Source organism: Bordetella sp. BOR01 (assembly GCF_019218885.1).
In the GTDB taxonomy this organism is placed as follows: Bacteria; Pseudomonadota; Gammaproteobacteria; order Burkholderiales; family Burkholderiaceae_B; genus Bordetella_A.
Window position 1 is genome coordinate 1,131,824 of sequence record NZ_JAHUWT010000002.1, and the last position, 26,761, is coordinate 1,158,584.

Here is a 26,761-nt window from a genome sequence, read left to right on the forward strand (position 1 = left end):
GATGATCCGGTTCAGGGGTTGACGATGACTTTGCCCAGCACTTCGCGGTCGCGAATCAGGGCCAGGCCCTCGGCGGCTTGTTCCAGCGGCACGCTGCGGTCGACCAGCGGCTGGATGCGGCCTTCGGCCACCAGGTCGAGCAGCGCCTTGAGGTTTTCGTCGTAGAAGCTGTTGGAGCCCTTGATGTTGAGTTCGAAGCTCCAGACATAGCGCAGGTCTTCCGCCGGGGCGTGGCCCGCGGTGGCGCCGCACACCAGCAGCGTGCCGCCGCGCTTGAGGCATTTCAGCGAGGGCACCCAGGTGTCGCCGCCCGTGAAGTTCACCACCACGTCTACGCCGCCTTCATTATTGCGGCGCTGCGGCTTGCCGTATTGGCCGATGGCCCACTTCGAGAAATCGGTGTCGCGGTAGTTGACCAGATGATCGGCCCCCAGCGCCTTCAAGGCTTCCAGCTTCGAGGCACTGCCGGCGCAGGCAATGACCTCGGCCCCCAGCAGCTTGGCCAGCACCACGCAGGCCGTGCCCACGCCGCCGCTGGCGCCCAGCACCAGGACCTTGTCGCCGGCCTTGACGGTGTTGTGGGTGATCAGCATGCGGTGGGCGGTGCCGTAGGCTACCGGCAGCGCGGCCGCCGCGTCGAAGCTGACGCCGTCGGGCAACGCGATGAGCTGGTCTTGCGACACCAGGCAGTATTCGGCCATGCCGCCGTCGAGCATCTCGCCCATCAGGCCGCGCGACTTGTTCAGCGGGTTGACCAGCACGCGGTCGCCGGCTTTCCAGCCGGAGACCTCGGCACCGACCTCGGCGATTTCGCCGGCCATGTCCAGGCCGATGACCACCGGCAGGGGCACCTTGATGCCGGGCATGCCCTGTACCGTGAACACGTCGTGGTAGTTGAACGACGATGCCCGCACACGGATCACCACGTGGCCGGCGGTAGCCGTGGGCACGGGCTTGTCGGTGACCACTTGCAGGCGGTCCAGTCCGCCATGTTCGGATAGCACCAGCGCTTTCATGGTTTTGCTCATGAGATTTCCTATAGAGATGAGTCGATTCAATGCAAAGACTTGGATTGTTCGTACGGGCCGGTGACGAAAAGCGCCGGATCGAGCTTGCCCTTGATCAGGCCGCTGGCCGCGAAGACTTCATGCTGGCGCTTCAGCGTGGCGATGTCGGCGGGCTCGAATGCCACGCGGTACATGTTTTTCCATTGCCCCGCGTAGGCCTGGGCATCGGCCGCCGGCAGGTTGGCCGACTTCTGCAGAATGGCGGCCACTTCCTCGGGATGCGCGCCGCCCCAGTCGACGGCATCGCGCAGCCCGGCGATCACGCGCGCCACCACTTGCGGGTGCTTTGCCACGAATTCGCTGTGCACGGCGCCGATGCCGATGTAGGGAACCGAATCGCTGTTGGTCAGGCGCTGCCATTCTTGCGCGAACGAACCCAGCGAGTGCACCTTGAGCTCGTCGAGCTGGGCCACGGTGACCGAGCGCAGCGCCGCGGCATCCACCTGTTTCTGGGCCAGGAACTGCACCAGGCGCGATTCGTTGCCGCCCACCAGCGAGAAATCGCCGGATTCGATGCCGTGGTTGCCGGCCAGCACGGCACCGGCAATCACAGCTACCGAACTGCCGGCCGGCGACATGCCGACTTTCTTGCCGCGGAACTGGTCAATGGAGGTGATGGGCGAGCCTTCGGGCACCACGAACTGCACATCGGCCGGCTGGGTGGCGGCGAATACCTTGATGGGCACGCCTTCGGTCACGCTGCTGAACACGCCGGCCGCCGGGGCGCCGAAGGCCAGGTCGATCGAATTCGAGGCCAGGGCGCGCAGCGGCGCGTTCACGTCGGGAAAGCGCACGAACTCGACATCCAGGTCGCGCTGCTTGAGGAAGTCGGTGGCTTCCAGCACCGAGCCGTAGCCCAGGCTGACGCCGCTGCTCCAGTATCCGATGCGGACTTTGTCGGCCGCATGAGCGGTCGGGGCGGTAAAAAGCAAGGCAAGCGTGGCGGCGCTGGCGGCCACCCGCAGCAATCGATTCAGGGACATGGGGAACTCCGTCGGGGTCAATGAGGTTTCCAGCGGAACAAGTGCCGTTCCAGGGGTTTGAGCACGCCACCTTCGAGCAGCAGCATCAGGACGACCAGCAACAGGGTCCAGGCGAATACCTGGTCGGTCTGCACCAGGTCGGCCGCCTGGCGCAGGCGGTAGCCGATGCCATCGGAGGCGCCCAGCGTTTCGGCCACCAGGCTGACGCGCCAGCCGAAGCCGAATGCCAGGCGCGCGCCCGAGAAGAAGTAAGGCAGGATCGATGGCAGGTGGATGCGCAGCAGGATGCGCGGGCGCGACAGGCGCAGCGAACGGGCCAGGTCCACCAACTGTTTGTCGACGTTGCGCGCGCCTTGCCAGACATTGGTCAGGATCAGCGGCATGGCCGTCATGAACACCACGAAGATCGTGGTGGCGTCGGAGATGCCGAACCAGATAATGGCGAATACCGCCCAGATGGCCGATGACACCGTGTTCAGCACGGCCAGCAGCGGCTCGAACACTTCGGCCAGCCAGCGGCTCGCGCCCAGCGCCAGGCCCAGCGGCGTGCCCACCAGTGCTGCCAGCAGGAATCCCATGACGACCCGGTACATCGTCATGCCCACGTCGTGCACGAAGCGCTCGCCCGCCATCAAGCCGAGCAGCGCCTGCCATACTTTTTCCGGGCCAGGCAGGATGAAGGCGGGACTGCGGCTGGCCGCCGCATACCAGCAGGCCAGGAAGGCGGCAAGCAGCAGGGCGCGCCACAGTACCAGCCGAGGCCAGCCCGGCTTGCCCTGGGGGCCGCCGCGGCGCACCACGCCAGCCGGTTGCAAGGTGGATTGGGGCGCGCTGCTCATGGCTGCACCTTCAGACGCAGGTGGCGCGTGGTCTCGGCCACGTCCGGATCGGTGGGCTGCCGCGGGCGCGGCAAGTCTACCGGCACGATCTCGCGGATGCGGCCCGGGCGCGGGGCCAGCAGCACGATGCGATCGGCCAGTACCACGGCTTCTTCCACGTCGTGCGTCACGAACAGGATGGTGGCGCGCCGCGCGGCCTGGATGCGCAACAGCTCTTCATGCATTTGCGAGCGGGTCTGGGGATCGAGCTTGGAGAATGGCTCGTCCATCAGCAGCAGGTCGGGCTGCATGACCAGCGTACGGGCCAGTGCCGCGCGGCTGCGCATGCCGCCGGACAGCTCGTGCGGCCAGGCCTGGGCGAAGCCGTCCAGGCCCACCAGCGCCAGCGTGTCCAGCGCGCGCTGGCGCCGCTGCGCGTTGGGCAGGCCCGAGGTTTCCAGGCCGAATGCCACGTTGTCGCGCAGGTTGCGCCACGGCAGCAGGCGGTCTTCCTGGAACATGTAGCCCAGGGACGCCGCCATGGGCAGGCCGATCTGGCCTTGCTGCAAGGGCTCCAGGCCGGCGACCAGGTTCAGCAGCGTGCTCTTGCCGCAGCCCGAGGCGCCAAGCAAGGCCACGATCTCGCCCGGCGCGACGCTGAACGAGACGTTGCGCAGTACTTCCAGGCTGCCGAAATGGTGCGACACACTGTCGACTTGCAGCGCGGCCGCGGCAGGCGCGCGTGCCGCGACGGGCGCGCGTGTGATCACTGATGCAGTCATCGCCAGCTCCCGGGGCCCTTCACGGGAATGGCCGCGCCGGTCTCGGCCAGGCTGGCATACAGCTTTTCCAGTGTCATGGCCTGGAAGGTCTCGATGTGGCGGCGCGCGATCAGCTCGGCGCGGCGCGCATCGCCTTCCGCAAAGGCGTCGATCAGCGCGTTGTGGTCGTGCTTGATCTCGGGCTTGGTCTTCTGCACGCCGAAGCCCAGTGCCACCAGCCGCGACATCTCGTCGAGCAGGCCGGCCAGCAGGCGGTGCAGCCGTTCGTTGCCGCTGGCCTGCGCGATGGCCAGGTGAAAAGCCTTGTTGGCGTCCATGAAGACGTCGATCTGGTCGTTCAGGTGCAGCACCGGGTGCTGCAGGCGGCAGGCGGCTTCCAGGGTGCGCAGGTGGTCCAGGTCGACCCGGCCCACGGCCAGGCGCGCGGCCAGCGGTTCGATCTGGGCGCGCAGCTGGAACACTTCTTCCACGTCGCGCAGGGTGATCGGTGCGATCTGATAGCCTTTGCGCGGCCGCGAACGCACAAAGCCCTCTTGCGCCAGGCGGGTCAGCGCGATGCGGCAGCTTGTCTTGCGGATGTCGTACGCAGCCATCAGCTCCGGTTCGGTCACGATGGCGCCCGGAGGCAGGCGGCACGAGATCACATCGCCGCGCAGGCGCGCATAGGCATCGTCCCCCTGGCTGAGGGCCGTGGATGCTGCGGGCAAAGAGGAGAGGGTGGTTGTATCGTTCATGCCGATTGCCGGTTTCGGGTGCCTGCGCCAGGCTGCGGTGAGCAGCTCAGTGCGCAGCACAAATCCGTCTACCGATTCATTCTAGGTAGGGCAACCGCCATCGCGAACGAAGAATAATTCCTATGCATATGCCTTTTGTGGGCAGCTCAGTGAGCGGTTCAGCTGGCGGGGGTCTTTGCCAGGTGTCAGGCTCCCGTCAGGGTGCCTGACACCGTACTGTTGAGACAGGGGTGGCATACCATGGTGTCAGGCACCTGCGGAGCCTGACACCTGGGGGACGCATCGCTTTCCGGCGGACGGCCGCATCGCTACACTATCCGCTTCGCCACATAACGAGAATTCCATGAGACATCCCCTGACCGCCCTGGGCCTGGCGCTGGCCCTGTCATTCATTGCCGCCGGCGTCCAGGCCCAGCAAGCGCAACCCGCGAGCCCGGCCGCCGCCGCCCAGCAGCCGCCCCGCGATGCCTTCTTCTGGCTGGGCGAGATCAACAAGGCCACCGCCGTCATCAATACCGACGAGGGCCTGCTGGACAAATCCATGGCGCCCCGCCTGGCCGCGGGCGTGGCCAAGGTGATCGAAGACGGCAACCGGCCCGGCGCCAAGCGGCCGGCCACGGTCATTACGTTCGAGCCCTTGCTGATCAAGGCGGCGGGCGAGGACGTGACGCTGCTGCACGCGGGCCGCTCCAGCCAGGACATGCATGCCACCTATCGCAGCGCGATCCTGCGCGACAAGCTGCTGGACCTGGCCGACCAGCTCGATGCCACGTCCACCACCCTGGTGAACCTGGCCGCCAAGCATGTCGAGACCGTGGTGCCCAACTACACCAACGGCGTGGCGGCGCAGCCCAACAGCTACGGCCACTATCTGCTGGGCCACGCCGCGGCACTGGACCGCGATGCGCAACGCATCCGCGAAGCCTACGCGCGCATCGACCGGTCGCCCATGGGCACCACCGTGCTCAATGGCACCAGCTGGCCGCTGGACCGCAAGCGCATGGCCCAGTACCTGGGCTTCACGGCGCTGGTGGACAACGCCTACGATGCCTCGCAGATTTCATCCATGGACCAGCCGGTGGAAGTCGCGTCCATCGTGACCAGCATCGCGCTGCACACCGGCAACTTCGTCGAAGACGTGATGACCCAGTATGCGCAATCGCGTCCGTGGATCCTGCTGGAAGAGGGCGGCGGCAATACTTATGTATCCAGCGCCATGCCGCAGAAGCGCAATCCGGGCTTGTTGAACGACACGCGCAGCGATGCGTCGACCGCCGTGACGCTGGCCATGGGGCCGGTGATCCAGACGCACAACATCACGCCGGGCATGAGCGACCCCAAGAGCGTGAAGCAGAATTCCGCCATGGTCGACAGCGGCATCAGCGTCCTGAAGCGCTGGGACCGCGTGTTGAAAGCCATGGTGATCAGCCCGGAGCGCGCGCTGGAAGAACTGAACAGCGACTGGACCGCCTCGCAGGAACTGGCCGACGTGCTGATGCGCAAGTACGAGCTGCCGTTCCGTGTCGGGCACCACTTTGCTTCTGAAGTGGTGAGCTACGCCAAGGCCAACAATATCAAGCCGCTGGACTTCCCCTACGACCAGGCGCGCCGCATCTATGAAGAGGCCGTCAAGGGATCGAAGTATCCGGCCGAGCTGCCCATGAGCGAAGCGGAGTTTCGCGCCACGCTGGATCCGGTGGCCATCGTGCAGCACCGCGCCACGGTGGGCGGCCCGCAGCCGACGGAAATGCAGCGCATGCTGAAGGAAGCGCGCGAGCGCCTGGCCGCCCAGGATGCCTGGATCAAGGAACGGCGCGCCCACATCAGCAATTCGCTGGCCGAGCTGGACAAGCAGTTCGACCAGTTGGTGGCCGGCGGGCAGGCGCGCTAGCTAGCGGTGCCGGGTCGTGTGGCCGGGGCGGCGCAACGCCTCAGGACCCGCGCGTAGTCAGGATCTTGATGCCTGCCGCGGCAAATGCCACTGCGAATACGGCTTCGAACGCGCGGCGCAGGCGCAGGTAGCAGTTGATCATGCGGCGGTTCGAGAACAGCAGGGCATAGCCGTGGAACACCAGGGCGCCCTGGATGCCGACCGCCGCGATGATCCACAGCAGGTCGGTTGCCGAGGCGTCTTTGGGGACGCCGATGGAGTACAGCGACCCGAAGAACAGGATGGCCTTGGGGTTGGTCAGGTGCAGCGCCAGGCCTTGGCGGAAGGCGCGGCGGCCCGAGGGCGCGCCGGCCGGGCCGGGCATCGCCGGGGTGGCCGGCGCCAGGGCCTGCCGGGCCGACTTCCATGCCAGGAAGATCAGGTAGCCGGCGCCCAGGTACCGGGCGGCCTCGAACAGCCAGGCATGGGCCAGCATGACCGCGCCCAGCCCGAACGCCGCCACGCACGACCAGCAAAGCGACCCGGCGGTGACGCCGGATGCCAATGCCAGGCCCGTGCGGCGCCCGTGCGCCATGGAGGTGCCGGCGATGGCCAGCGTGGCCGGGCCGGGGCTGCCCGCGGCAACCAGGGCGGCCGCCAGGATGAGATACAGGTTGATGCTGGAAGACATGCCGGTATTCTGCTGCGCAAACGGAGTCCCAATCTATCGCAGAGACGCCTGGATTGGCAATGGCCGCGCGCCGGGGCGGATGGGCAGGCTATCCCGCCCCGGGCTTTCTTCAGCCGGCCAGCGCCTGCTGCACGCGCGCGGCCACGTCTTCCGGTACCCACTTGCGCCAGATCTGCGGATACTGCTGCAGGAAATACAGCGAGGCATCCTCGATTTCCAGTGACTCGCGTTCCATGTGGCCCAGGGTCTTGGTAAGGACGTCTTCGGGCACGTTGACGCGGGCCAGGAAGGCCGTCAGTTGCGGGGCGCGTTGCGCGAAGGCGCTGTTGACGGCGGTGACCACCGGGTACGAAGCCAGGCCGGTGGGCTGGGGGTCCTGGCATTGCGGGTCGGTGATGCAGGCCAGCGCTTTTTCGTCGACCGGCGGCAGCTTCAGTTTCACCAAGTCCAGCGAGCCGATCAGCGAGGTGGGCGTCCAGTAGTAGAAGACGATGTCTTTCTTGCGCTTGTAGGCCGAGCTGATGGCGGCGCGCTGCGCGGCCGCGTTGCCCGGCGAATACACCAGGTATTCGTCCTGCAGCTTGAAGGCCTTGAGCAGGTTGGCGTTGATGGTGCCGCAGGTCCAGCCCACCGCGCAGCCATAGATGCGGCCCTTGTCGGGGTCTTCGGCATCGATGAAGGCCTCGTGCAGGCCCTTCAGGTCAGCCGCGTTGCGCAACTGCGGGAATTTCTCGGCCGTATAGCGCGGGACATACCAGCCGTCGGTGCCGGTAAAGACGCTGCCCACCTGCTTGATCTTGCCGGATGCAATGGCCTCATCCCAGGGTTTTTGCATCTGCGTGATCCAGATCTCGGTATTGATGTCGACGTCGCCGCGCTGCAGGGCGGCGAACATGGGCAGCGTGTCGCCCTGTTCGACGGCCGTCTGGCACCCGTAGCCATGCTCGACGATGTAGCGTTGCACGCCGACCAGCATCAGATTCGATTCCCAGTTCATGCCACCGAATTTCATGGGCCTGTCCAGTTCGCAGGCGGGGGCTTGCGCATGGGCGTTCAGGCTCAGTGCGGTTCCCACGGCCAGGCTGGCGGCGGTCAAAATGCGGTTGATGCGCATGCGATAAGTCATCGATCTATGTTCCCTGTCTTCCGTGGCAAAAAAAGGGTCCATGATAGCAAGCACACACTTCCTCTTTAATCATATGATGGATAGGCTAAGTGATATGATGAGTCACTACGCGCCGTGCCGCAGGAGAACACTATGAAAGCACCTCCCCCCGCCCAGGCAAGAAAGAAGACGCTTTCTTCGCAGGTGGCGGACGAGCTTCGATCCCGGATCGAGGGCGGGATGTACGCCGCGGGCGACAAGCTGCCCACCGAACAGGTGCTGGTAGAGAAATTCGGATTCAGCCGCACGGTCATCCGCGAGGCGGTGGCCACCCTGCGCGCCGACGGCCTGCTGGAATCCCGCCAGGGGGCGGGCGTGTTCGTGCTGGGGCCGCAGCAGTCGGACGAGACCCTGACGCTGTTCTCGCACGCCACCGACAAGATATCCGACATCATCGAAGAGCTCGAGCTGCGCATCGGCATCGAGGTCGAGGCCGCCGGGCTGGCGGCCGCCCGCAGCTCGCCCGCCCAAGAGGCCGCCATCCAGGCCGAGCTGGACCATTTCGCCCAGCTCATGGCCGAAGGCAAATCCACCGACGAATCCGACTTCCGCTTCCATATGGCGATTGCGGCGGCCACCAACAACAGCCGCTTCAAGACCTTCCTGGAACACATCGGCCGGCGCATGATCCCGCGGGTGAAGTTCCGCACGGTGATGGGCGGATACGACCCGCTGCCCAACCGCGACCACACCATCCTGGCCGAACACGCCGAGATCGCCGAGGCCATATTCGCCAGCGACGTGGACCGCGCGCGCGACGCAATGCGGCGCCACCTGCTGATCGGTATCCAGCGTTATCGCTCGCTGACCCGGCGCCGCCCGGCCGTGGCGCAAAGTGATTGACGGGCTTTCAAAAGTCATAATATGATTTGTCGGAAATACATACTATGACACTGAGAGGCACGCATGTCCCCCCAAGAACTCAAGGCTCGTATCGCGTCCGGGCTGTTGTCGTTTCCTGTCACGCATTTCAATGACGACTTCAGCCTGAACCTGCCCAGCTACCAGAAGCATGTCTCGTGGTTGTCGGGTTTCGAGGCGGCGGCGTTGTTCGCCGCCGGCGGCACGGGCGAACTTTTCTCGCTGACACCGCAGGAAATCGGCGCCGTGACACGCGCCGCCAAGGAAGCGTCGGGCAGCATGCCCATTATTTCGGGCTGCGGCTACGGCACCGAGCTGGCCAAGGACATTGCGCGCCGCGCCGAGCAGGCAGGCGCCGACGGCCTGCTGCTGTTGCCCCACTACCTGATGGAAGTGCCCCAGGAAGGCATCTACCAGCACGTCAAGGCCGTGTGCGAGGCGACGGGCCTGGGTGTCATCGTGTACAACCGCTCGAATTCGGTGGCCACCGCCGACACCGTGGCGCGCCTGGCCGATGCTTGCCCCAACCTGGTCGGCTTCAAGGACGGCACCGGCAAGACCGAACTGGTGCGCCACATTACCGCCAAGCTGGGCGACCGGCTGAGCTACATCGGCGGCATGCCTACCCACGAACTGTACGCGCAGGGCTTCAAGGGCCTGGGGTTGAGCACCTATTCGTCGGCCGTCTTCAATTTCGTGCCCGAGCTGGCACTGCGCTTCTACAAGGCCCTGAACGCCAACGACGAAGCCACCATGGCGCGGATACTGGACAGCTTCTTCTTCCCGTTCGCCGAGATCCGCGACCGCCAGAAGGGCTACGCGGTGTCCATCATCAAGGCGGGTGTGGAACTCATCGGCCATACGCCAGGCCCGGTGCGCGCGCCGCTGACCAACCTGACCCCGCAAGAGAAAGACATGCTGAAGGCGCTGATCGCGCGCGTGAATAGCTGAACCCATGGCACTACCCCAAGGTGAAAGTAGCACTTTGCCGGGTAATGCCAGGTGTCAGGCTCCGCAGGTGCCTGACACCATCGTGTGCCAAGACTGTCTCAATCGCATGGTGTCTGACACCCTTCGGGAGTCAGACACCTGGCAATAGGCAGGGCATCACAGGCTAGGCAGTACTCGCGGCCCGCCGCAGGCAATCGTCCGACAAGAACAACGCAGGACTGTTGCATAACCCCCAACGGAGGAAGACATGAATCCAGCAGGCATCGTTTCACTTGTCTCGGCGGCCATTCTGGCCGGCGCGGCAAGCCCCGTGCTGGCGCAAGGCGCCAACCACGACATCCGCATCGTATTGCCCGAACAGCCCGCCAACCTGGAGCCCTGCGGCAGCATCATGACCAACGTCGGCCAGGTGCTGAACCAGAACATCACCGAGTCCCTGACGGTGATCGACGCCAAGACCGGCCAGGCCACGCCCAAGCTGTCCACGGGCTGGAAGCAGATCGATCCCACGACGTGGCACTTCAAGGTGCGCGAGGGCGTCAAGTTCCATGACGGCACCAACCTGGATGCCAAGGCGGTGGCGTTTTCCATCGAGCGCATGACCGGCGGCAAACTGACCTGCAACAACATGGCCAAGTTCGGCAATGCCAAGCTGACGGTCAAGCCGCTGGATGACTACACGGTCGAGATCAAGTCCGACCGGCCCCAGCCCATCCTGCCCACGCTGCTGAGCGTGGTGATGGTGGTGTCGCCCAAGACCCCGGTCGACAAGGCGGTGAACGACCCGGTGGGCACCGGCCCCTTCAAGCTGGCGACCTTCACGCCGCAGACCGTGGTGCTGGAGCCGTTCGACGGCTACTGGGGCAAGAAACCGGTGGTGAGCAAGGCTACCTACGTGTGGCGCCAGGAATCGTCGATCCGCGCGGCCATGGTGGAAACCGGCGAAGCCGACCTGACTCCGTCCATCGCCATCCAGGATGCCTCGAATCCCAAGACCGATTTTGCCTACCTGAATTCGGAAACCACCGCCATCCGTATCGACGCCGAACAGGCCCCGCTGAACGATGTGCGGATTCGCAAGGCGCTGAACCTGGCGATCGACTGGGACGGCCTGGCCCAACTGTTCGGCGACGACATCCAGCGTGCCTCGCAAATGGTGGTGCCGGGCATCATCGGGCACGACAACAAGCTCGAGCCCTGGAAGTACGACGCCGCCGAAGCCAAGAAGCTGGTGGCGGCGGCCAAGGCCGACGGCGTGAAGGTCGATACCGAGATCAAGCTGATCGGCCGCAACGGCATCTATCCGAATGGCGCCGAGGCCATGGAAGCCATGATGACCATGTGGCAAGCGGCTGGCCTGAACGTCAAGCTGGTGATGCTGGACGTGGCCGACTGGACGCGCTATTTGCAGAAGCCGTTTCCGGCCGAACGCGGTGCCAACCTGGTTCAGATGATGCACGACAACAACAAGGGCGATGCGGCGTTCACCATTCCGATCTTCTATCGTTCCAGCGGCCAGTATGCGTCGATGAGCGACCCGGCCCTGGACAAGGAGATCGACGCCGCGATGGCCGCCACCGGCCAGGCGCGCGAAGACGGTTTCAAGAAGATCTTCCGCCAGATGCGCACGGAAGTCGTGCCGGATATTCCGATGTTCCACATGATCGGATACACACGCGTGGGTAACCGCCTGGACTGGAAACCGGACATCACCACGAACAGCGAGATTCCCCTCGCGAACATCCAGTTCAAGAACTGATGCTTCCTTCCGGAAACGCCGCCAGGGCCTTCAGGGCGGCGTTTCCGGTTGCTGTCTTCCAAGCAAGCCAAGGACCCGATCATGCTGCATTATCTTGGACGACGGGCGTCCTATAGCGTTATCTCGATGCTGGGTCTGCTGACCCTGGTGTTCTTCCTGACCCGCCTGACCGGCGACCCTTCCGCGCTGTACCTGCCGCTGGATTCCACCCCCGAGGCGCGCGCCGCCTTCGCCCACTTGAACGGGCTGGACCAGCCCATCTACATCCAGTTCTGGAATTACCTGGCCGACCTGCTGCGGCTGGATTTCGGCGAGTCGATGCGCCAGCACCGCTCGGCCATGGCTGTGGCGCTGGAAGCCTTCCCGCAGACCCTGAAGCTGGCCTTCGTGGCCATGCTGCTGTCGCTGACCCTGGCCATCGTGGTGGGGGCGCTGGCCGCTGCCCGGCCGCGCGGCCTGTTCGACCGCATCGCCACCGTGGTGTCGCTGGCGGGCGCCAGCGCGCCCGATTTCTGGGTGGCCATCGTGGCCATCCTGGTGTTCGCGGTGGGCATGGGTGTGTTGCCGACTTCCGGCACAGGCGGCTGGGAATTCTGGGTGATGCCGATCTTCGTGCTGATGCTGCGCCCCTTCGGCCTGCTGGTGCAGGTGGTGCGCGGCACCATGCTGTCGTCGCTGGCCTCGCCCTATATCAAGACGGCGCGCGCCAAGGGCCTGGCCCGCCATACTGTGGTGTTCGGCCATGCGTTGCGCAATTCGCTGCTGCCCGTCATTACCGTGGCGGGCGACCTGGCCACGGGCCTGATCAATGGCGCGGTGATCGTCGAGTCGGTGTTCGGCTGGCCCGGCATCGGCAAGCTGATGATCGATTCGATCATCCAGCGCGATTTCGCCGTCGTGCAGTCCACGATCCTGGTCACCGCGACCGCGATCTTCATCCTGAATATCCTGATCGACCTGCTGTATGCGGTGCTCGATCCTCGCGTCCGGTATTGATCATGTCAGTCATTTCGTCCGTGGTGCCATCGACTTCCGTGCCCAAGCCGCCGCGGGCCCGGGTGCTGTTCAATTATCTCAAGCGCGACAAGCTGGCCTTGGCCGCCGCCGTGTTCCTGGCCATCCTGGTGCTGGCCGCGCTGCTGGGCCCGTGGCTGATGGGCGATGCCGCCACCAAGCTGGGACTGCGCCATCGCAACATGGCGCCATTCAATATCGATGCCGGCTGGCTGTATGTGCTGGGCGCCGACACCCTGGGCCGGCCCATCCTGCCGCGCCTGGTGGTGGGGGCCAGCAATACGCTGGGCATCGCCGCGGCCGCCGTGTTCACCTCGATGCTGGTGGGCGGCTTGCTGGGACTGGTGGCCGGCTATACCGAAAGCTGGTACAGCCATGTCATCCAGCGCGGCGCCGACATCATCATGAGCTTCCCGTCGCTGCTGCTGGCGCTGATCGTGCTGTATACGCTGGGGCCCAGCGTCACCAACCTGGTGATCGTGCTGGCCATCACGCGCATGCCCGTCTACCTGCGCACGGCGCGGGCCGAAGTGCTGGAGCTGCGCGAGCGCATGTTCGTCAGCGCGGCGCGCGCCATGGGGGCCAGTTCGGCGCGCATCGTGCTGCGCCATATCGCACCGCTGGTGATGCCCACGCTGATCACCATCTCGGCCATCGATTTCGCCACGGTGATCCTGGCCGAATCGGCGCTGAGCTTCCTGGGCCTGGGCATCCAGCCGCCCGAATTCACCTGGGGCGCGATGGTGGCCAATGGGCGCGGCTACCTGTCCACCGCATGGTGGATAGCTTTCTGGCCGGGACTGGCCATCATGCTGACCACGCTGTCGCTCAATATCCTGTCGAGCTGGGCCCGCACCGCGGCCGATCCGCAGCAGCGCTGGCGGCTGCAGAAACTGAAGAAGGCGGCGCGATGAATACCGAAGCAAGCACACAGCCCATCCTGCGCATCGACGGGCTGACGGTGGACTTCCTGTCGGACGATGAGCCGGTGCGCGCGGTCGACAATGTGTCTTTCCATGTGCATCCGGGCGAGACACTGGTGATACTGGGCGAAAGCGGCTCGGGCAAGAGCGTCAGCACCAGTACGGTGATGGGGCTGGTGGACTGCCCGCCGGGCGATATCGTCCAGGGCAGCATCCTGTTCCAGGGGCAAGACCTGGCCCGCCTGGGCGAAGATGCCCGCCGCCGCATCAATGGCTGCAAGATCGCCATGATTTTCCAGGACCCGCTGGCCTACCTGAACCCGGTGTATACGGTGGGCAGGCAGATCGCCGAGGTCTTCCAGAGCCATGGCGCCGCCAGCGGCAAGGCGGCGCGCGAGCAGACCATCGAACTGCTGCGCCGCGTCGGCATCCGCGAGCCTGAACTGCGCGTCGATTTCTACCCGCACCAGTTCTCGGGCGGGCAGCGCCAGCGCGTGATGATCGCCATGGCGATCGCGCTCAAGCCCGACGTGCTGATCGCCGACGAGCCCACTACCGCGCTGGATGTCAGCGTGCAGGCGCAGATACTGGACCTGCTGCGCGACCTGCAGCGCGAACACCACATGGCGCTGATCATGATCACGCACGACCTGGAAGTGGCGGCCTCGATGGCCGACCGGGTCATCGTGATGAAGGCGGGCAAGATCGTCGAGGCCGGCAACGCGCGCGAAGTGTTCACCAATCCCCGGCACGACTACACGCGCATGCTGACGGCGGCGCTGCCGCATGGCGACCAGGCCGACGTATCGAACCGCCGTTCGGGCGTCGTGGCGCAGGACGTGGTGCTGCGCGTGGAGAACCTGGTCAAGGAGTACCCGCTGGCGTCGGGTGCATTTGCCAGCAAGCGGGTGCTGCGCGCGGTGGACGATGTCAGCTTCGAGGTGTGCCGCGGCGAGACAGTGGGTATCGTGGGCGAATCGGGCTCGGGCAAATCGAGCGTCGCCCGGATGCTGCTCAGGCTGTTCGATGCAAGCTCGGGCGCTGCCTATTACAACGGCGTGGACATCTTCCGGATGGACGAGCGGCAGATGCGCAAGTTCCGCCGCAAGGTGCAAATGGTGTTCCAGGACCCGTTCGGTTCGATGAACCCGCGCATGACCGTGCACGACATCATTTCGGAACCCTGGGCCATCCATGGCGACATCCTGGCCAAGTCCCGCTGGCGCGCCCGCGTGGCCGAACTGCTGGAACTGGTGGGCATGAAGCCGGATCACGCGCCACGCTATCCGCACCAGTTTTCCGGTGGCCAGCGGCAACGCATCGCCATCGCCCGGGCGCTGGCCAGCGACCCCGAACTGATCGTGTGCGACGAGGCCGTATCGGCGCTGGACGTGTCGATCCAGGCACAGGTGATCGATCTGCTGGCCGACCTGCGCACGCGGCTGGGGTTGTCTTATGTGTTCATTACCCACGACCTGCCCATCGTGCGCCAGTTTGCCGACCGCATCATGGTGATGCAGCAAGGCAAGATCGTCGAGCAGGGGCCGACCTCGGCCATTTTCACGCAGCCCCGCCACGAATACACCCGCAGCCTGCTGGCGGCCACTCCGCAGCCCAAGTGGCTGCGCACCGATGATCACGCGCCGGCCGCTGGCACCTGGCTGGCATGACCCTCCGTACCGATTCTTCCATGCCCGATACCCGCTACGCCTACGAGGCGCTGATTGAGTTCACCCAACGCTGCCTGTTGGCCGTTGATGTCGACGCGCCCATCGCGGCCGTGGTGGCGCGGCGCGTGGTCGACGCCGACCTGTATGGCCATGCCACCCACGGGCTGGCGCTGTTGCCGCGCTACCTGAAAGAGATCACCGAGGGCGCCACGCAGCGCCGCGGCGAGATCCAGCGCCTGTCGGAAAAGGGCAGTTGCCTGCTCTGGGACGCCGGCATGCTGCCGGGCCACTGGGTGCTGGACCAGGCGATCCAGGCGGCCCGGCAGCGCGTGCCCGAGCAAGGCATGGTCAGCATTGCCGTGCGCCATAGCCAGCATATCGGCGCCCTGCAGGTATACCTGCCCGACCTGACCGAGGCCGGCTATTTGTGCCTGTTGTGGGCCACCGATACCAAGGTGTGTTCGGTGGCGCCCTTCGGCGGGCTGGACCCCGTGGTGACCAGCGAGCCCATCGCCGCCGGCATACCCACGCGCGGCACGCCCATCCTGATCGACACCACGACGTCGCTGACCAGCAACAGTTTCGTCAAGCAGGTGCAGGCGCGTGGCGAGCGGCTGCCGTGGCCGGCCCTGCTGGGCGCGGACGGGCAGGTGACCGACGATCCGGGCGCGCTGGCGACCGAGCCGCCCGGCACCATCCTGCCGCTGGGAGGCATGAATCATGGCTACAAGGGTTATGCCATCGCGATGCTGGTGGGCGCCATGTCGCTGGGCCTGCCCGGACTGGGCCGCCTGTCGGGCGAGAAGGCCCAGGGCTTCTTGTTGCAGGTGATCGACCCGGATGCTTTCGCGGGCCGCGAGATATTCCTGGATGAGATGCAGGCCCTGGCCGATGCCACGCGCGCCGCGCGCCCCATCGATCCGGCGCGGCCGGTGCGGGTGCCCGGCGATGCGGCGCTGGCCCGCGCCGCGCGCCAGCGCCGCGATGGCGTCAGCATCAGCGCCGATATCCGCGCGGGGCTCGATGCCTGGATCCGGCAACTGGCCGTGCCATTGCCGCCGGCCTTGCAGGGTTGAAGGCCGGCCGCGCATCGCGGCCGCGGTGCTATTGAGAATGCGATGATCGATATTGTTTTCCACGGGCAGAACGCCACCACGTATCTGCGGGATTTCCAGGCGGCGCTTGCAGGCGAGGCCCGCATCCGGGTCGTGCCCGAGACGCTCGTCGAACGTGCCGATATCCAGGCGTTCGAGCAGGCTGGCATCATTGTCGGCAACCGGCTGGATGCTTCCATGCCCACGCCGCGCCGTGTCCGGCTGTACCAGGTATGCGCGGCGGGCTACGACCGCATCGACCTGGGCGTGCTGCCGGCGCAGGCGGCGGTGTGCAACTGCCATGGACACGAGCCCGCGATCGCCGAATACGCAATGGCCGCGATCTTGAACCAGCGCGTGCCGCTGGCCGATGCCCATGCCTGCCTGGCCCGGGGCGATTGGCGCTACCGCGCGGGCATGCCGGATGCGCTGCATGGCGAGATCGGCATGGCCACGCTGGGGCTGCTGGGCTATGGCCATATCGGGCAGGCGATCGCCCGGCGCGCCAAGGCGTTCGGCATGCGGGTGCTGGCGGCCAATCGCAGCGCCGTGCCGGTGTCGGGCGAGGTCGACGGATGGTTCGGCCTGGATACGCTGGAACCGTTCTACCGCGCGTGCGACTTCATCGTGGTGTCGTTGCCGCTGTTGCCGGCCACCGAGGGCCTGGTGGATGCCGCGGCCTTTGCGCAGATGCGTGCTCACGCGATGTTGATCAACGTAGGGCGCGGGCCGGTGGTAGACGAGCAGGCCCTGTACGACGCCTTGGCCGCGAAGCGCATCGGCGCGGCCGCCATCGATACCTGGTACCAGTATCCCGCCCGGCCGGGCGAGGCGGCCGCACCTTCGCGGCTGCCGTTTGCGCGGCTGGACAATGTCGTCATGACGCCCCATATGTCGGCCTGGACCGACGGCACCATCAAGCGGCGCGCCCGGGTGATGGCGGCCAATGTGGACGCGTGCGTGGCCGGGCGCGGGCTGGCGCACCAGATCCGCGGGGCGGTGTCTGGGTATTGCCAGGTGTCAGGCACCTGCGGAGCCTGACACCTGGCAATGACGCGGCACGCCCCATCTTCTTCCATGGCACCCGGCAAGGGCGGCGCGCGGCGGTCAGCCGTACAGCGCTTCGCGCATGTCGCTGGATGCGCCCAGCCGCGCCGATAATTCCTGGGCATGTTGCACGACCAGCGCCTCGAATTGGGCGACGTTCACGGTCTTGAGTCGCGCCGACGGGCCGGCGATGGTCAGCGCGCCCACGAAGCGGTCGTCGCTGCCCAGGATGGGGATCGACCACGACGAGGTATACGGGTCGCGCGCCCCGCACGAGAACAAGGGCAGGCGTTCGTCGCCGCGCGGCTTGCCTTGCGCCCAGATGGCGAACACGCGGCCCGTGGATGACAGGTCGGGCGGCATGACGCTGCCGGCAATGACCTGGCTGTGCAGGCCTTCGTGCGGCTGGTGGCGGAACAGGCACAGGCGCTGCCCTGGCTCGCCGCCTTCGACGTAGTAGGCGGCGCTTTCGCCGGTTTGCGCCGACAAGTGTTCCAGCACGGGCAAGACCACGGCCGACAGGTCGAACCCCCGCTCGTACACGCGCGCCAGGTACAGCACGCGCGGCCCCAGGCCATAGCTGCCGCTGGGTTCGCGCACGACATATCCGCAGCGGGCCAGCGAATTCAGCAGCCGGAATATGGTGGTTTTGTGCAGCGGCAGGCGGGTGGCGAAATCCGCCAGGGACAGGTGCTCGGCACCGGGCTTGAAACAGTCGAGCACGCTCAGGGCGCGTTCCACCGCGATCACACCATCATTGCTCATGCGGCATTCCATTCAGCTTGGTTGTTGGGTTATTGTATAGAGTACAACGACGTTTCATAAAATTATAATCGCCTCGTACTCAACGGGGAGAGCAGGATGGCCGGTTCGATGTTGGTGGTGACGGCGCACGTGGGCGACTTCGTCTGGCGTTGCGGCGGGGCGATGGCCTTGCATGCGCGGCGCGGGGTGGCCGTGCACCTGGTGTGCCTGAGCTATGGCGAGAACGGCGAGTCGAATGCCGCCTGGCAGGGCGGCGCCGACGTGGCCCGCGATGCCGTCAAGCAGTTGCGGCGCGCAGAGGCCGAGGCCGCCGCCGGCATCCTGGGGGCGGCATCGATCGATTTCCACGACCTAGGCGATTACCCGATGCCCGAATCGCCGCAGGCGGTGCAGCGCCTGTCGCAGACCATGCGAGCCACACGTTCGGCCGTCGTGCTGACGCACCCCGAGCACGACCCGTCCAACCTGGATCACTGCCGCACCTACGAAATGGTGTTGCGCGCCCGCATGCAGGCCATGGCGCCGGGACACGGCGCCGATCATGTGGTGCCTGCGCAGGTGCTTTGCTTCGAGCCGCACCAGTCCGAATTGTGCGGCTTCAAGCCCAACCTGCTGCTGGATATCACCGCCGTGTGGGAACAGAAATGGCAGGCCATGCAAGCCATGCCCACGCAGCGCAACCTGTGGGCCTATTACGAGCGCGTGGCGATGCAGCGCGGCGCGCAGGCGGGCCGCCGGGCCAAGAACACCGGCACGCTGTATGGCGAGGCCTACCAAAGCATCTTCCCGGCCGTGGTGCCGGCATTCGTGGAGTAATGCAAATGCGCGAAACCTTGCCGCAAGGACTGTGCAGCACGCTGCTGGCCGACGTGGGCGCGCGCGCCCTGGGCGCCGGCATCCGGCCGCTGCAGGCCGGATGGATTGTCTACGGGCGTGCGCTGACCGTGTCCGTACCGGCGGGCGACAACCTGGCTATCCATGCCGCGCTGGCACAGGTCCGGCCCGGCGAGGTGCTGGTCGTCGATGCCCAGGGTTACCGCAACCGCGCGGTGATGGGCGGCATCATGTGCGCCCAGGCCGCCGCGGCCGGCGTGGCGGGCGTGATCGTCGATGGCGCCATGCGTGATGTTGCAGAGCTGCGCGCCGGCAGCCTGCCCGTGTACGCCCTGGATATCTCGCCGGCCGGCCCCACCAAAGCGGGCGGCGGTTCGGTGGGCCTGCCCGTGCGCTGCGGCGGCGTGGCCGTGCACACGGGCGACTGGATCATGGCCGACGATGACGGCGTGGTGGCCTATGGCGATGCCGAAGCGCAGGCGCTGATCGCCAAGGCCCTGGCCAAGGGCAATGCCGAGGCCGCCCGCATGCAGGCCATCGCGCGGGGCGAACTGCGCCCCGCCTGGCTCGACGATGCCCTGGCCCGCGCCACGATAGACATGGGGCCGCCCCGCTAGCGGCCTGCAACGATAAAACCTACAGCAACAACATTCAGGAGGAACACGATGCTGAACAAGAAATTCCTGGGCGCGGCCGCGCTCGTGCTGGGCCTGCTGCCGCTGGCCCACGCCGCGGGGCAGTATCCCGACCGCCCGATCCGCATGGTGATCCCGTTTGCCGCGGGCGGCCCGGCCGACATGGTGGGCCGCGAATTCGCCATCTTGTTCGGCGAAGCGCTGGGCCAACCGGTGGTGGTCGTCAACGCGGGCGGCGGCCATGGCGTACCGGCATTGAACCAGGTGCTGGGTGCGCCTGCCGATGGCTACACGCTGTTGATGCCGGCCTCCGGCAACATGACCGTGCCGTCCAAGGTCATGCAGGACAAGAACGTGCTGGAACTGCTGGCGCCCATCAGCCTGCTGACGCAAAGCCCGCATGTGCTGGTGGTGTCGGCCAAGCTGCCGGTGCACACCACGCAGGAACTGGTGGACTACGCGCGCGCGCATCCGGGCAAGGTGAACTTCGGTTCGGCCGGCGTGGGCGGCGTGGCGCACCTGGGCATGGAATTGTTCAAGAGCCAGGCCAAGGTGGATGTGGTGCACGTGCCGTACCGGGGCACTTCGCAGGTGATCACCGACCTGGCCTCGGGCCAGGTGCAGGCACTGTTCAGCAGCATGCCGTCGCTCAAGCCCATGATCGACAAGGGCGCGGTGACGGCACTGGCCATGACGGCACCCAGCAGCGGGTCCGATACCTCGAAGCTGCCGGTGCTTTCCGACACGCTGCCGGGCGTGGAATACACCACCTGGTATGGCCTGTTCGCCAAGGCCGGCACACCGCCCGAGGTGCTGGAAAAACTCAACCGCGCGGTGGTGCAGACGCTGAAAAACCCGGCGTTGAACGAGAAGTTCGATTCGCAGGGTGTCGAGTTCGTATCCAGCACCCCGCAGCAGCTGGCCGACCTGGTGCGCAAAGATACCCAGAAATGGACCCAATTGATCGAGGAGGCGGGGATCGTGATCGATTGATCGATCGGGCCGATACAAGCGCGTCCCGTGCTTCGATCGGCTGCGTCCCGTCCTTTGGCCACGCCTGTCTTCATGACGGGCGTGGTTTTTTTATTCGTGGGTTGCGCCGAACCGCGCCGGCGACACTACCCGCGGATCCACCTGCCATTGCTGCAACGAGGCATCCAGCGGGTCTTGCAGCAGCAGGTTGGCCGCCAGCAATGAAGCCCCGGGCGAGGTCTGGATACCGTAGCCGCCTTGTCCGGCCAGCCAGAAGAAGCCGTCGGTGCGCGTATCCCACCCGATCACGAATTCGCCATCCGCCACGAACGAGCGCAGGCCGGCCCAGGTGTGCGTGGGCCGGCGGATGGACAAATGGGTGGCGGTCTCGATGCGGTCGATACCCAGCGCCACGTCCAGTTCTTCGGCCACCACGTCATGCGGCTCGACCGGATCGGCGTTGGCGGGCGAGCCAAGCAACTGGCCTGCGTCGGGCTTGAAGTAATAGCTTTCGTCGATACCCACCACGGCGGGCCAGTGCGCGACTTCGGCCGGGTCGGCAGTCTCGGGCGCCTTGAAGGTGAACGCGCTGCGCCGCTTGGGCGTCAGGCCCACCGGCGCCGCGCCGAACAGCATCGCCATCTGGTCGGCCCAGGCACCGGCGGCGTTGACGACGGCGCGGGCACGCACGGTTTGCCCGTTGGCCAGGGCTACCTGCCATACGCCATCGCGCCTTTCGGCGTGTACTACGCCGGCCTTGAACAAGAACTGCGTGCCATCCGCGCGGGCTCCTTTCACGAACCCCTGCAGCACCGCGTTGGCGTCTACATCCATGGCCTCGGGTTCGGCGATGGCGCCCAGCAGGCCTTCGGCCTTGATGCACGGTACTTGCGCCACCACTTCGGCGGCCGACAGTTTGCGGATGCGCGCGCCCGCTGCCGATAGCGCATCGTGTGCCTGTGCCAGCAGGTGCTGCTGGCCTTCACGGGCGATATACAGCACGCCCCGTTCGGCCAGCAGGGCGTGTTCGCAGAACCCGGCCGGCGGATGCTCGTAGAAATCCCGGCTGGCGCGCGTCAGGGCCTGGATGGTGGGCGTGCCATACGTTTCCATGAACATCGCCGCCGAGCGGCCCGTGGTGTGGTAGCCAGCCTGGCTTTCCATGTCCGCCACCAGCACCGAGCCACGGTCGCGCAGCCGATACGCCAGTGAAGCGCCGGCGATGCCGGCCCCGATGATCAGATAGTCGTGAATGTGCATGCCGGACATGGATTCCTTCCTGTTTTCATGGTGTCTGGGCGCATGGGTGCGCCCTCAATTGCCTGTATCATCGACGCGTCGAAACCGTTGGAACCGCCATGGCGCAATCCCGCACAAAGAAAACAACAGCCGGCGTCGACCCGACCAACCTGCTCGCATACCGCGTGCTCACGCTGAGCCAGTTGCTGAATCGCGGCATCGAGGTCATTCTGGATACGCACCTGGGTTTGTCGGTACGGCAATGGCGCGTCTTGCTGTGCGTGGCCAATGCGGGCCCGCAGTCTGTGCAGGACATCGCCGATTTCTGCCGCTACGACAAAAGCCAGGTCAGCCGCGCGGTTTCCGAATTGCTCGACAAGAAGCTGGTGGCCACCACCCCCAGCCGCACCGATGGACGCCGCATCCTGGTGGGCATGACGGCGGCCGGCCGCGCGAAGTACCGGCAGGGCATGCCGCTGAGCCTGGCACGCCAAGAGCGCCTGGCCAGTTGCCTGAGACCCCGCGAACTGGAAACCTTCGAGAAGGTCATGCAAACGCTTATCCACCAGGCCGAAACCCTGCTGCAAGAAGCCCACGAAGAGCGCGGCAAGGCCCGCTAGCCGCCGCGCGGCCCGGTTACCAGCCGCCCGCGTGGCCGTCTTTGCGGTGGTCGGATGCACCCACATAGCCGTCGGCCAGCCTGGCAATGGCTTGCGCCCCGCCGAACTCATCCGAAAAGCGCGGCGCCACCTCGACCTTGTGGCCCTTCTGGCGCAGCCCCGCCACGGCGGTCTCGGGGAAATTCCATTCCACCAGCACGGTGACATTGTCTTCAAGAATGCGCCAGCGGGGCGCGTCGATGACCGCCTGCGGGTTTTGTCCGTGGGCGATGCGCGACGCTACCTGCATGTGTCCCTGGGCCTGCAGCGAGCCGCCCATGACGCCGAAGCTCATCAGGGGCTTGCCGCCGCGCATCAGGAAGCCCGGGATGATGGTGTGGAACGGACGCTTGCGCGGGCCCACCTGATTGGGGTGGCCCGCCACCAGGTTGAAGCCCCAGCCCCGGTTGTGCAGCGCGATGCCGGTCCCGGGCACCACCAGGCCGGAACCGAAGCCCTTGAAATTGGACTGGATGAACGACACCATCATGCCGTTGGCATCGGCCGTGGTCAGGTAGGTGGTGCCGCCCTTCAGGGGCAGGCCCGGGCCGGGGTAGCGGGCCCGGGCCGGATCGATGTCGCGTGCGCGCGCGGCCAGGTAGGCCGGGTTCAGCAGGGCGTCGGCATCGACTTCCTGCATGTGCTGGCTGTCGGCCACGTAGCGCTGCATGTCGGCCAGCGCCAGTTTCATGGCCTCGATCTGCGCATGGAAGTATTCGGTAGAGTCCAGCGGCAAGCGATGGGCATCGAAGGCTTGCAGCATGCCCAGCGCCATCAGGGCGCCGATGCCTTGTCCGTTGGGGCCGATTTCATGCAGCGCGATGTCCTGGTAGGACATGGATATCGGGTCCACCCAGTCGGCTTCGTGCGCTTCGAGATCGGCTTTCGTCAGGGCGCCGCCGGTGGCGCTGGCGTAGGCCGCGATGCGTTCGGCCAGCGCGCCGCGGTAGAACGACGCGCCCTCGGTGCGCGCGATGTCTTCCAGGGTGGCGGCCTGGCCCGGGCAGATGAAGCGTTGCCCGGGCGCCGGCGCGTGGCCACCCGGGGCGAAGGCCTGCACGAATCCGGGAATGTGCCTGATGTCGGCGATCTGGGTTTCCCATTGGCGGCTGACGATGGGCGTGACGATATAGCCGTCGCGAGCGTAGCGGATGGCCGCCTCGAACAGGTCGCCGAAAGGCAGTTTGCCGAAGCGCCGGGACAGGGCGACCCAGCCGGATACGGCGCCCGGCACGGTGACCGAGTCCCATCCGCGGGCTGGCATGGCCGCGTACTTGGAGAAATACTCGGGCGTCCAGGCTTGCGGCGCACGCCCCGAGGCATTCAGCCCGTGCAATTGCGTGCCGTCCCAGACGATGGCGAAGACATCGCCGCCGATGCCGTTCATGCAGGGCGCCACGACGGTCAGCGTGATGCCCGCGGCGATCGCGGCATCTACCGCGTTGCCGCCCGCGGCCAGCGCGCGCAGGGCGGCCTGGGTAGCCAGGGGTTGCTCGGTGCAGGCGATATTCTCGGCCAGCACCGGCATGCGCTGCGACGTATAAGGAAAAGTCCAGTCGGACCCATTGAAAGAGGCCATCGGTGAATCCGGATGCAAGGGGGTCTATGGGTTTAGCGCGACGGTTCCACCAGCTTCCTGGCCAGGTCGGGCCACAAGGCGAATTCCTGGCTGATGACGGTGCCGAACGCGTCGGGCGCGGTGAACTTGGCGACGATGCCGGTGTTTTCCAGCGTGGCGATGACTTCGGGGCTTTGTACCGCCTTGCGCACGGCTTCGGTCAGTACCTGCATGGCTTCGCGCGGCGTGTTGGCGGGTGCCAGCAGTACGAAGGCGTTGTCGGCCTTCAGGTCGTAGCCCAGTTCGGCCATGGTGGGGACGTCGGGCAATTGCGGCACGCGGCTGCTGGCCGCGGTGGCCAGGGCCGTGAGCTTGCCCGCGCGCACATGGGACAGCACCGACGTCACGCTGTCGAACATCATGCTGGTTTCCCCGCTGATCAGGCCCGGTATGGCTTCGGAGCTGCCCTTGTAGGGCACATGGGTGGCTGATACGCCGGCCGCCGCCAGGAATACCGCCGATTCGATATGCGACAGCGAGCCGGCGCCTTGCGAGGCGTAGTTGTAGTAGTCGGGACGGTTTTTCAGCAGGGCCAGCAGGCCCTTGACGTCTTTGATGCCCAGCGATGCCGGCACCACCAGCATGTGCGGGGCGTCGGCGATGCCGGCCACGATGGTGAAATCGCGCTCGATGTCGGGCAGGTCTTTATAGGTGACGGTGGCGATGGCCGTGCCGGCAACCGGCACCAGGCCGATGGTGTAGCCGTCGGGCGCCGAGCTGGCCAGGCTGCGAAAGCCGATGGTGGCCGCGGCGCCAGGCTTGTTCTCGACCACGACCTGCTGGTTCAGGGTCTGGGCCATGTGGCGGGCAATGGCGCGGGCCGAGGTGTCGCCGGCGCCGCCCGGCGGCGCCGGCACCAGCAGGTGGACGGGTTTGGCGGGGAAGCTGGCCTGCGCGTGCGCGGGCAATATGCCGGCCGACAACCCCAGGCCCAGCAAGCATTGAAATATTCCCCGCAAAACGCGGGCACTGCCGGCATGCCTGATCATAGATTCGCTCCTGGGCGCGGAGGCCATGCCGGCTACAGGGCCGAGCCGATTCTTCGTGGGCCTCACCAGGGCATCATATCGGGCATTTCGTTGCTACGTCAACTACCTGGCCCGCTGCATGCCAGGTCAGCGGTCGCGCCCGCCACGGTTGCCATGCTCGCCGCCGTCCGGGCGCCCGCCGCCTCGGCCACTCCCGCCGCGATCCGGGCGCGCGGCCTCGCGGTGGGCTTGCTGCTGGTGTCGCCTGGCGTCCTGTTGCTGGCGCGCTTGTTGTTGCTGTTGATGTTGCTGTTGACGGGCCTGTTGTTGACGCGCCTGTTGGTGGTGGCGTTCCGTGGCTTGCCTCTGCTGTTGCTCAGACTGCTGCCGCTGGCGCACCTGCTGTTGCTGCCGCTGCTGCTGGCGTTGCATGTCCTGCTGCTGCCGCTCTTGCTGCTGCTTTTCCTGCTGTTGGTGCCGTTGCTGTTGCTGCCGGCCGGCCTGTTCGCGCTGGCGTTGCTGGGCTTGCAACTGCTGGCGCTGTTCGCCGGCGCGATCCGGCCTTCGCGCAGCATCACCGCGGCCCGGGCCTGGCCGCTGCTGCACGTCGCGCCGGTCGGGCTGGCGGTCGTGGCGATTATCGGCCCGGTGTGGGCGGTCTGGCCGCTGGTCGGGGGAGCGGGCACGGTCGTGCGACGCGTCGCGCTTGCGGTGGTCGGCGTCGCGCGCGGCGCGGTGGCGCTGATGTTCGCGTTGCACGGCGATCTCGTGCGCGTCGGGGCGGCGCTGGATGCCGCCCTTGCCGCCGTGGTAGCTGATGCGGCGATGATCATGCTTGACGACCTTGCGGCTGTACACGTTGGTGACGCGCTTGACGTTGATGTGGTTGACTTCGCGGTTGTAGTGGAAGCGGTCGCGTTTCCAGTAGCCGCCCTCGTAGCCCCGGCCGACATAGCCGTGGCCGTAGTCGATGCCGCCGTAATAGCCCACGTGGCGGCCCCAGTAGCCGGAGTGCCAGCGGTAGGTATTGCCGATGTAGGCCCAGTAGCCTGGCGTCCAGAGCGCGCCCGCGTAGGGGGGCAGTACCCAGGCGCCCGGCACCCAGTAATAGCCGTGATGATTCACGGCCCAATAGCCGGGGGTCCAGATGTAGCCCGGCCCGGGAATCATGGGTTGGCTGTAGTCGGGAAAGGGCGGCGGCGGCTCGTTCCAGGCGTTGACGCCGATGCTGATGGAAACGTCGGCCAGGGCTGGCCGCGGCGCGGCGGCCGTGGCCAGCAGCGCGCCGGCGGCCAGAACGGTGGCGGACAGGCGTAGTAGTGTGTTCATGTCGATCTCCCGACAGGAATATCAATATCGATGGTGCCGATGGTGGCGCGGCCCCGGGTGGTAATACGCCGGGGGCCCAGGTTGTACGTAGACGGGGCGCGAGTGGTAGTGGCCTCGGTGGCTGGGCACGACGATGCATCCGGCAAGCGTGCCAGCCATGACCAGCATTGCGGCGATCGTTTTCATGGCGATGCTCCTTCAACGATGCGCAGGCAATTCTGCGCATTCGCGCCCATTTAGGCATGGAGCGGGGGACCGCGGTCGGTTCTGTAATGGCTTCGAAATCACTTAATCGTGACCAAAGCGTTTATTC

25 protein-coding genes are annotated in these 26,761 nt (G+C 66.3%); 13 read left to right on the top strand and 12 right to left on the bottom strand.

Annotated features, from left to right (window positions below; genetic code table 11):
• Positions 1-11: 11 nt before the first annotated feature.
• From KW845_RS13100 to KW845_RS13120, 5 genes are read right to left on the bottom strand one after another with little or no spacing between them, the layout of a single operon-like run.
• Positions 12-1,016, bottom strand: coding sequence for a zinc-binding dehydrogenase (locus KW845_RS13100; RefSeq protein ID WP_218370024.1), 1,005 nt, complete (start codon positions 1,014-1,016; stop codon positions 12-14).
• Positions 1,017-1,054: 38 nt separating this feature from the next.
• Entirely contained in the window at positions 1,055-2,050 is a 996-nt protein-coding gene (locus KW845_RS13105; RefSeq protein ID WP_218369649.1) for an ABC transporter substrate-binding protein, read from the bottom strand.
• 17 nt (positions 2,051-2,067) lie between these two features.
• On the bottom strand, positions 2,068-2,889 hold the full coding sequence (locus KW845_RS13110; RefSeq protein WP_218369650.1) for an ABC transporter permease: 822 nt from the start codon (positions 2,887-2,889) through the stop codon (positions 2,068-2,070).
• A complete protein-coding gene (locus KW845_RS13115) occupies positions 2,886-3,650 on the bottom strand; it encodes an ABC transporter ATP-binding protein (RefSeq protein ID WP_218369651.1) in 765 nt (254 codons plus the stop codon). Before KW845_RS13115 ends, KW845_RS13110 begins: the two co-directional genes overlap by 4 nt.
• Positions 3,647-4,384: a GntR family transcriptional regulator gene (locus KW845_RS13120; protein WP_218369652.1), complete on the bottom strand. Its 738-nt coding sequence runs from the start codon at positions 4,382-4,384 to the stop codon at positions 3,647-3,649. The genes KW845_RS13115 and KW845_RS13120 overlap by 4 nt, the downstream gene beginning before the upstream one ends.
• A gap of 343 nt (positions 4,385-4,727) precedes the next feature.
• On the opposite strand from KW845_RS13120, the gene KW845_RS13125 reads away from it, so the two are divergent.
• Positions 4,728-6,275, top strand: a complete 1,548-nt coding sequence (locus KW845_RS13125; protein WP_218369653.1) for an argininosuccinate lyase — start codon at positions 4,728-4,730, stop codon at positions 6,273-6,275.
• A 40-nt stretch (positions 6,276-6,315) separates the two neighbouring features.
• On the opposite strand, the gene KW845_RS13130 is transcribed toward KW845_RS13125, so the two are convergent.
• Positions 6,316-6,945, bottom strand: coding sequence for a LysE family translocator (locus tag KW845_RS13130; protein WP_218369654.1), 630 nt, complete (start codon positions 6,943-6,945; stop codon positions 6,316-6,318).
• A 109-nt stretch (positions 6,946-7,054) separates the two neighbouring features.
• Positions 7,055-8,059, bottom strand: coding sequence for an ABC transporter substrate-binding protein (locus tag KW845_RS13135; protein ID WP_218370025.1), 1,005 nt, complete (start codon positions 8,057-8,059; stop codon positions 7,055-7,057).
• 144 nt (positions 8,060-8,203) lie between these two features.
• On the opposite strand from KW845_RS13135, the gene KW845_RS13140 reads away from it, so the two are divergent.
• The 8 genes from KW845_RS13140 (at position 8,204) to KW845_RS13175 (ending at position 17,423) form a co-directional block, all read left to right on the top strand.
• Positions 8,204-8,953, top strand: coding sequence for a FadR/GntR family transcriptional regulator (locus tag KW845_RS13140; protein ID WP_218369655.1), 750 nt, complete (start codon positions 8,204-8,206; stop codon positions 8,951-8,953).
• 63 nt (positions 8,954-9,016) lie between these two features.
• On the top strand, positions 9,017-9,922 hold the full coding sequence (kdgD, locus tag KW845_RS13145) for a 5-dehydro-4-deoxyglucarate dehydratase (RefSeq protein ID WP_218369656.1): 906 nt from the start codon (positions 9,017-9,019) through the stop codon (positions 9,920-9,922).
• 247 nt (positions 9,923-10,169) lie between these two features.
• Complete coding sequence (locus tag KW845_RS13150; protein WP_218369657.1) at positions 10,170-11,681, top strand: ABC transporter substrate-binding protein; 1,512 nt, start codon at positions 10,170-10,172, stop codon at positions 11,679-11,681.
• Between the two features lie 81 nt (positions 11,682-11,762).
• Positions 11,763-12,677: an ABC transporter permease gene (locus KW845_RS13155; protein WP_218369658.1), complete on the top strand. Its 915-nt coding sequence runs from the start codon at positions 11,763-11,765 to the stop codon at positions 12,675-12,677.
• 2 nt (positions 12,678-12,679) lie between these two features.
• Positions 12,680-13,609, top strand: coding sequence for an ABC transporter permease (locus KW845_RS13160; protein WP_218369659.1), 930 nt, complete (start codon positions 12,680-12,682; stop codon positions 13,607-13,609).
• Positions 13,606-15,288 (top strand): ABC transporter ATP-binding protein, encoded by a 1,683-nt coding sequence (locus KW845_RS13165; protein WP_218369660.1) that lies wholly within the window; start codon positions 13,606-13,608, stop codon positions 15,286-15,288. Before KW845_RS13160 ends, KW845_RS13165 begins: the two co-directional genes overlap by 4 nt.
• Complete coding sequence (locus KW845_RS13170) at positions 15,285-16,364, top strand: Ldh family oxidoreductase (RefSeq protein WP_218369661.1); 1,080 nt, start codon at positions 15,285-15,287, stop codon at positions 16,362-16,364. Before KW845_RS13165 ends, KW845_RS13170 begins: the two co-directional genes overlap by 4 nt.
• 42 nt (positions 16,365-16,406) lie before the next feature.
• On the top strand, positions 16,407-17,423 hold the full coding sequence (locus KW845_RS13175) for a 2-hydroxyacid dehydrogenase (RefSeq protein ID WP_218369662.1): 1,017 nt from the start codon (positions 16,407-16,409) through the stop codon (positions 17,421-17,423).
• 66 nt (positions 17,424-17,489) lie between these two features.
• On the opposite strand, the gene KW845_RS13180 is transcribed toward KW845_RS13175, so the two are convergent.
• Entirely contained in the window at positions 17,490-18,194 is a 705-nt protein-coding gene (locus tag KW845_RS13180) for an IclR family transcriptional regulator (protein ID WP_218369663.1), read from the bottom strand.
• 96 nt (positions 18,195-18,290) lie between these two features.
• Between KW845_RS13180 and KW845_RS13185 the strand changes: the two genes are divergently transcribed.
• The 3 genes from KW845_RS13185 to KW845_RS13195 are packed head-to-tail and all read left to right on the top strand — an operon-like array spanning position 18,291 to position 20,656.
• The gene (locus KW845_RS13185; RefSeq protein ID WP_218369664.1) at positions 18,291-19,010 is read left to right on the top strand and encodes a PIG-L deacetylase family protein; all 720 of its coding nucleotides are present in this window, start codon (positions 18,291-18,293) and stop codon (positions 19,008-19,010) included.
• A gap of 5 nt (positions 19,011-19,015) precedes the next feature.
• Positions 19,016-19,645 (top strand): RraA family protein, encoded by a 630-nt coding sequence (locus tag KW845_RS13190; RefSeq protein ID WP_218369665.1) that lies wholly within the window; start codon positions 19,016-19,018, stop codon positions 19,643-19,645.
• A 48-nt stretch (positions 19,646-19,693) separates the two neighbouring features.
• Entirely contained in the window at positions 19,694-20,656 is a 963-nt protein-coding gene (locus KW845_RS13195) for a tripartite tricarboxylate transporter substrate binding protein (RefSeq protein WP_218369666.1), read from the top strand.
• Positions 20,657-20,746: 90 nt separating this feature from the next.
• On the opposite strand, the gene KW845_RS13200 is transcribed toward KW845_RS13195, so the two are convergent.
• Positions 20,747-21,904, bottom strand: a complete 1,158-nt coding sequence (locus KW845_RS13200; RefSeq protein WP_218369667.1) for an FAD-binding oxidoreductase — start codon at positions 21,902-21,904, stop codon at positions 20,747-20,749.
• 89 nt (positions 21,905-21,993) lie between these two features.
• Between KW845_RS13200 and KW845_RS13205 the strand changes: the two genes are divergently transcribed.
• Positions 21,994-22,494 carry a MarR family winged helix-turn-helix transcriptional regulator gene (locus tag KW845_RS13205; protein ID WP_218369668.1) on the top strand — a complete coding sequence of 167 codons (501 nt, stop codon included), beginning with the start codon at positions 21,994-21,996 and terminating at the stop codon, positions 22,492-22,494.
• Positions 22,495-22,510: 16 nt separating this feature from the next.
• On the opposite strand, the gene KW845_RS13210 is transcribed toward KW845_RS13205, so the two are convergent.
• From KW845_RS13210 to KW845_RS13220, 3 genes are all read right to left on the bottom strand, one after another.
• On the bottom strand, positions 22,511-24,112 hold the full coding sequence (locus tag KW845_RS13210; protein WP_218369669.1) for a gamma-glutamyltransferase family protein: 1,602 nt from the start codon (positions 24,110-24,112) through the stop codon (positions 22,511-22,513).
• A 32-nt stretch (positions 24,113-24,144) separates the two neighbouring features.
• Positions 24,145-25,140 carry a tripartite tricarboxylate transporter substrate binding protein gene (locus KW845_RS13215; RefSeq protein ID WP_218369670.1) on the bottom strand — a complete coding sequence of 332 codons (996 nt, stop codon included), beginning with the start codon at positions 25,138-25,140 and terminating at the stop codon, positions 24,145-24,147.
• 126 nt (positions 25,141-25,266) lie between these two features.
• Complete coding sequence (locus KW845_RS13220; protein WP_218369671.1) at positions 25,267-26,448, bottom strand: YXWGXW repeat-containing protein; 1,182 nt, start codon at positions 26,446-26,448, stop codon at positions 25,267-25,269.
• Between the last annotated feature and the right edge of the window lie 313 nt (positions 26,449-26,761).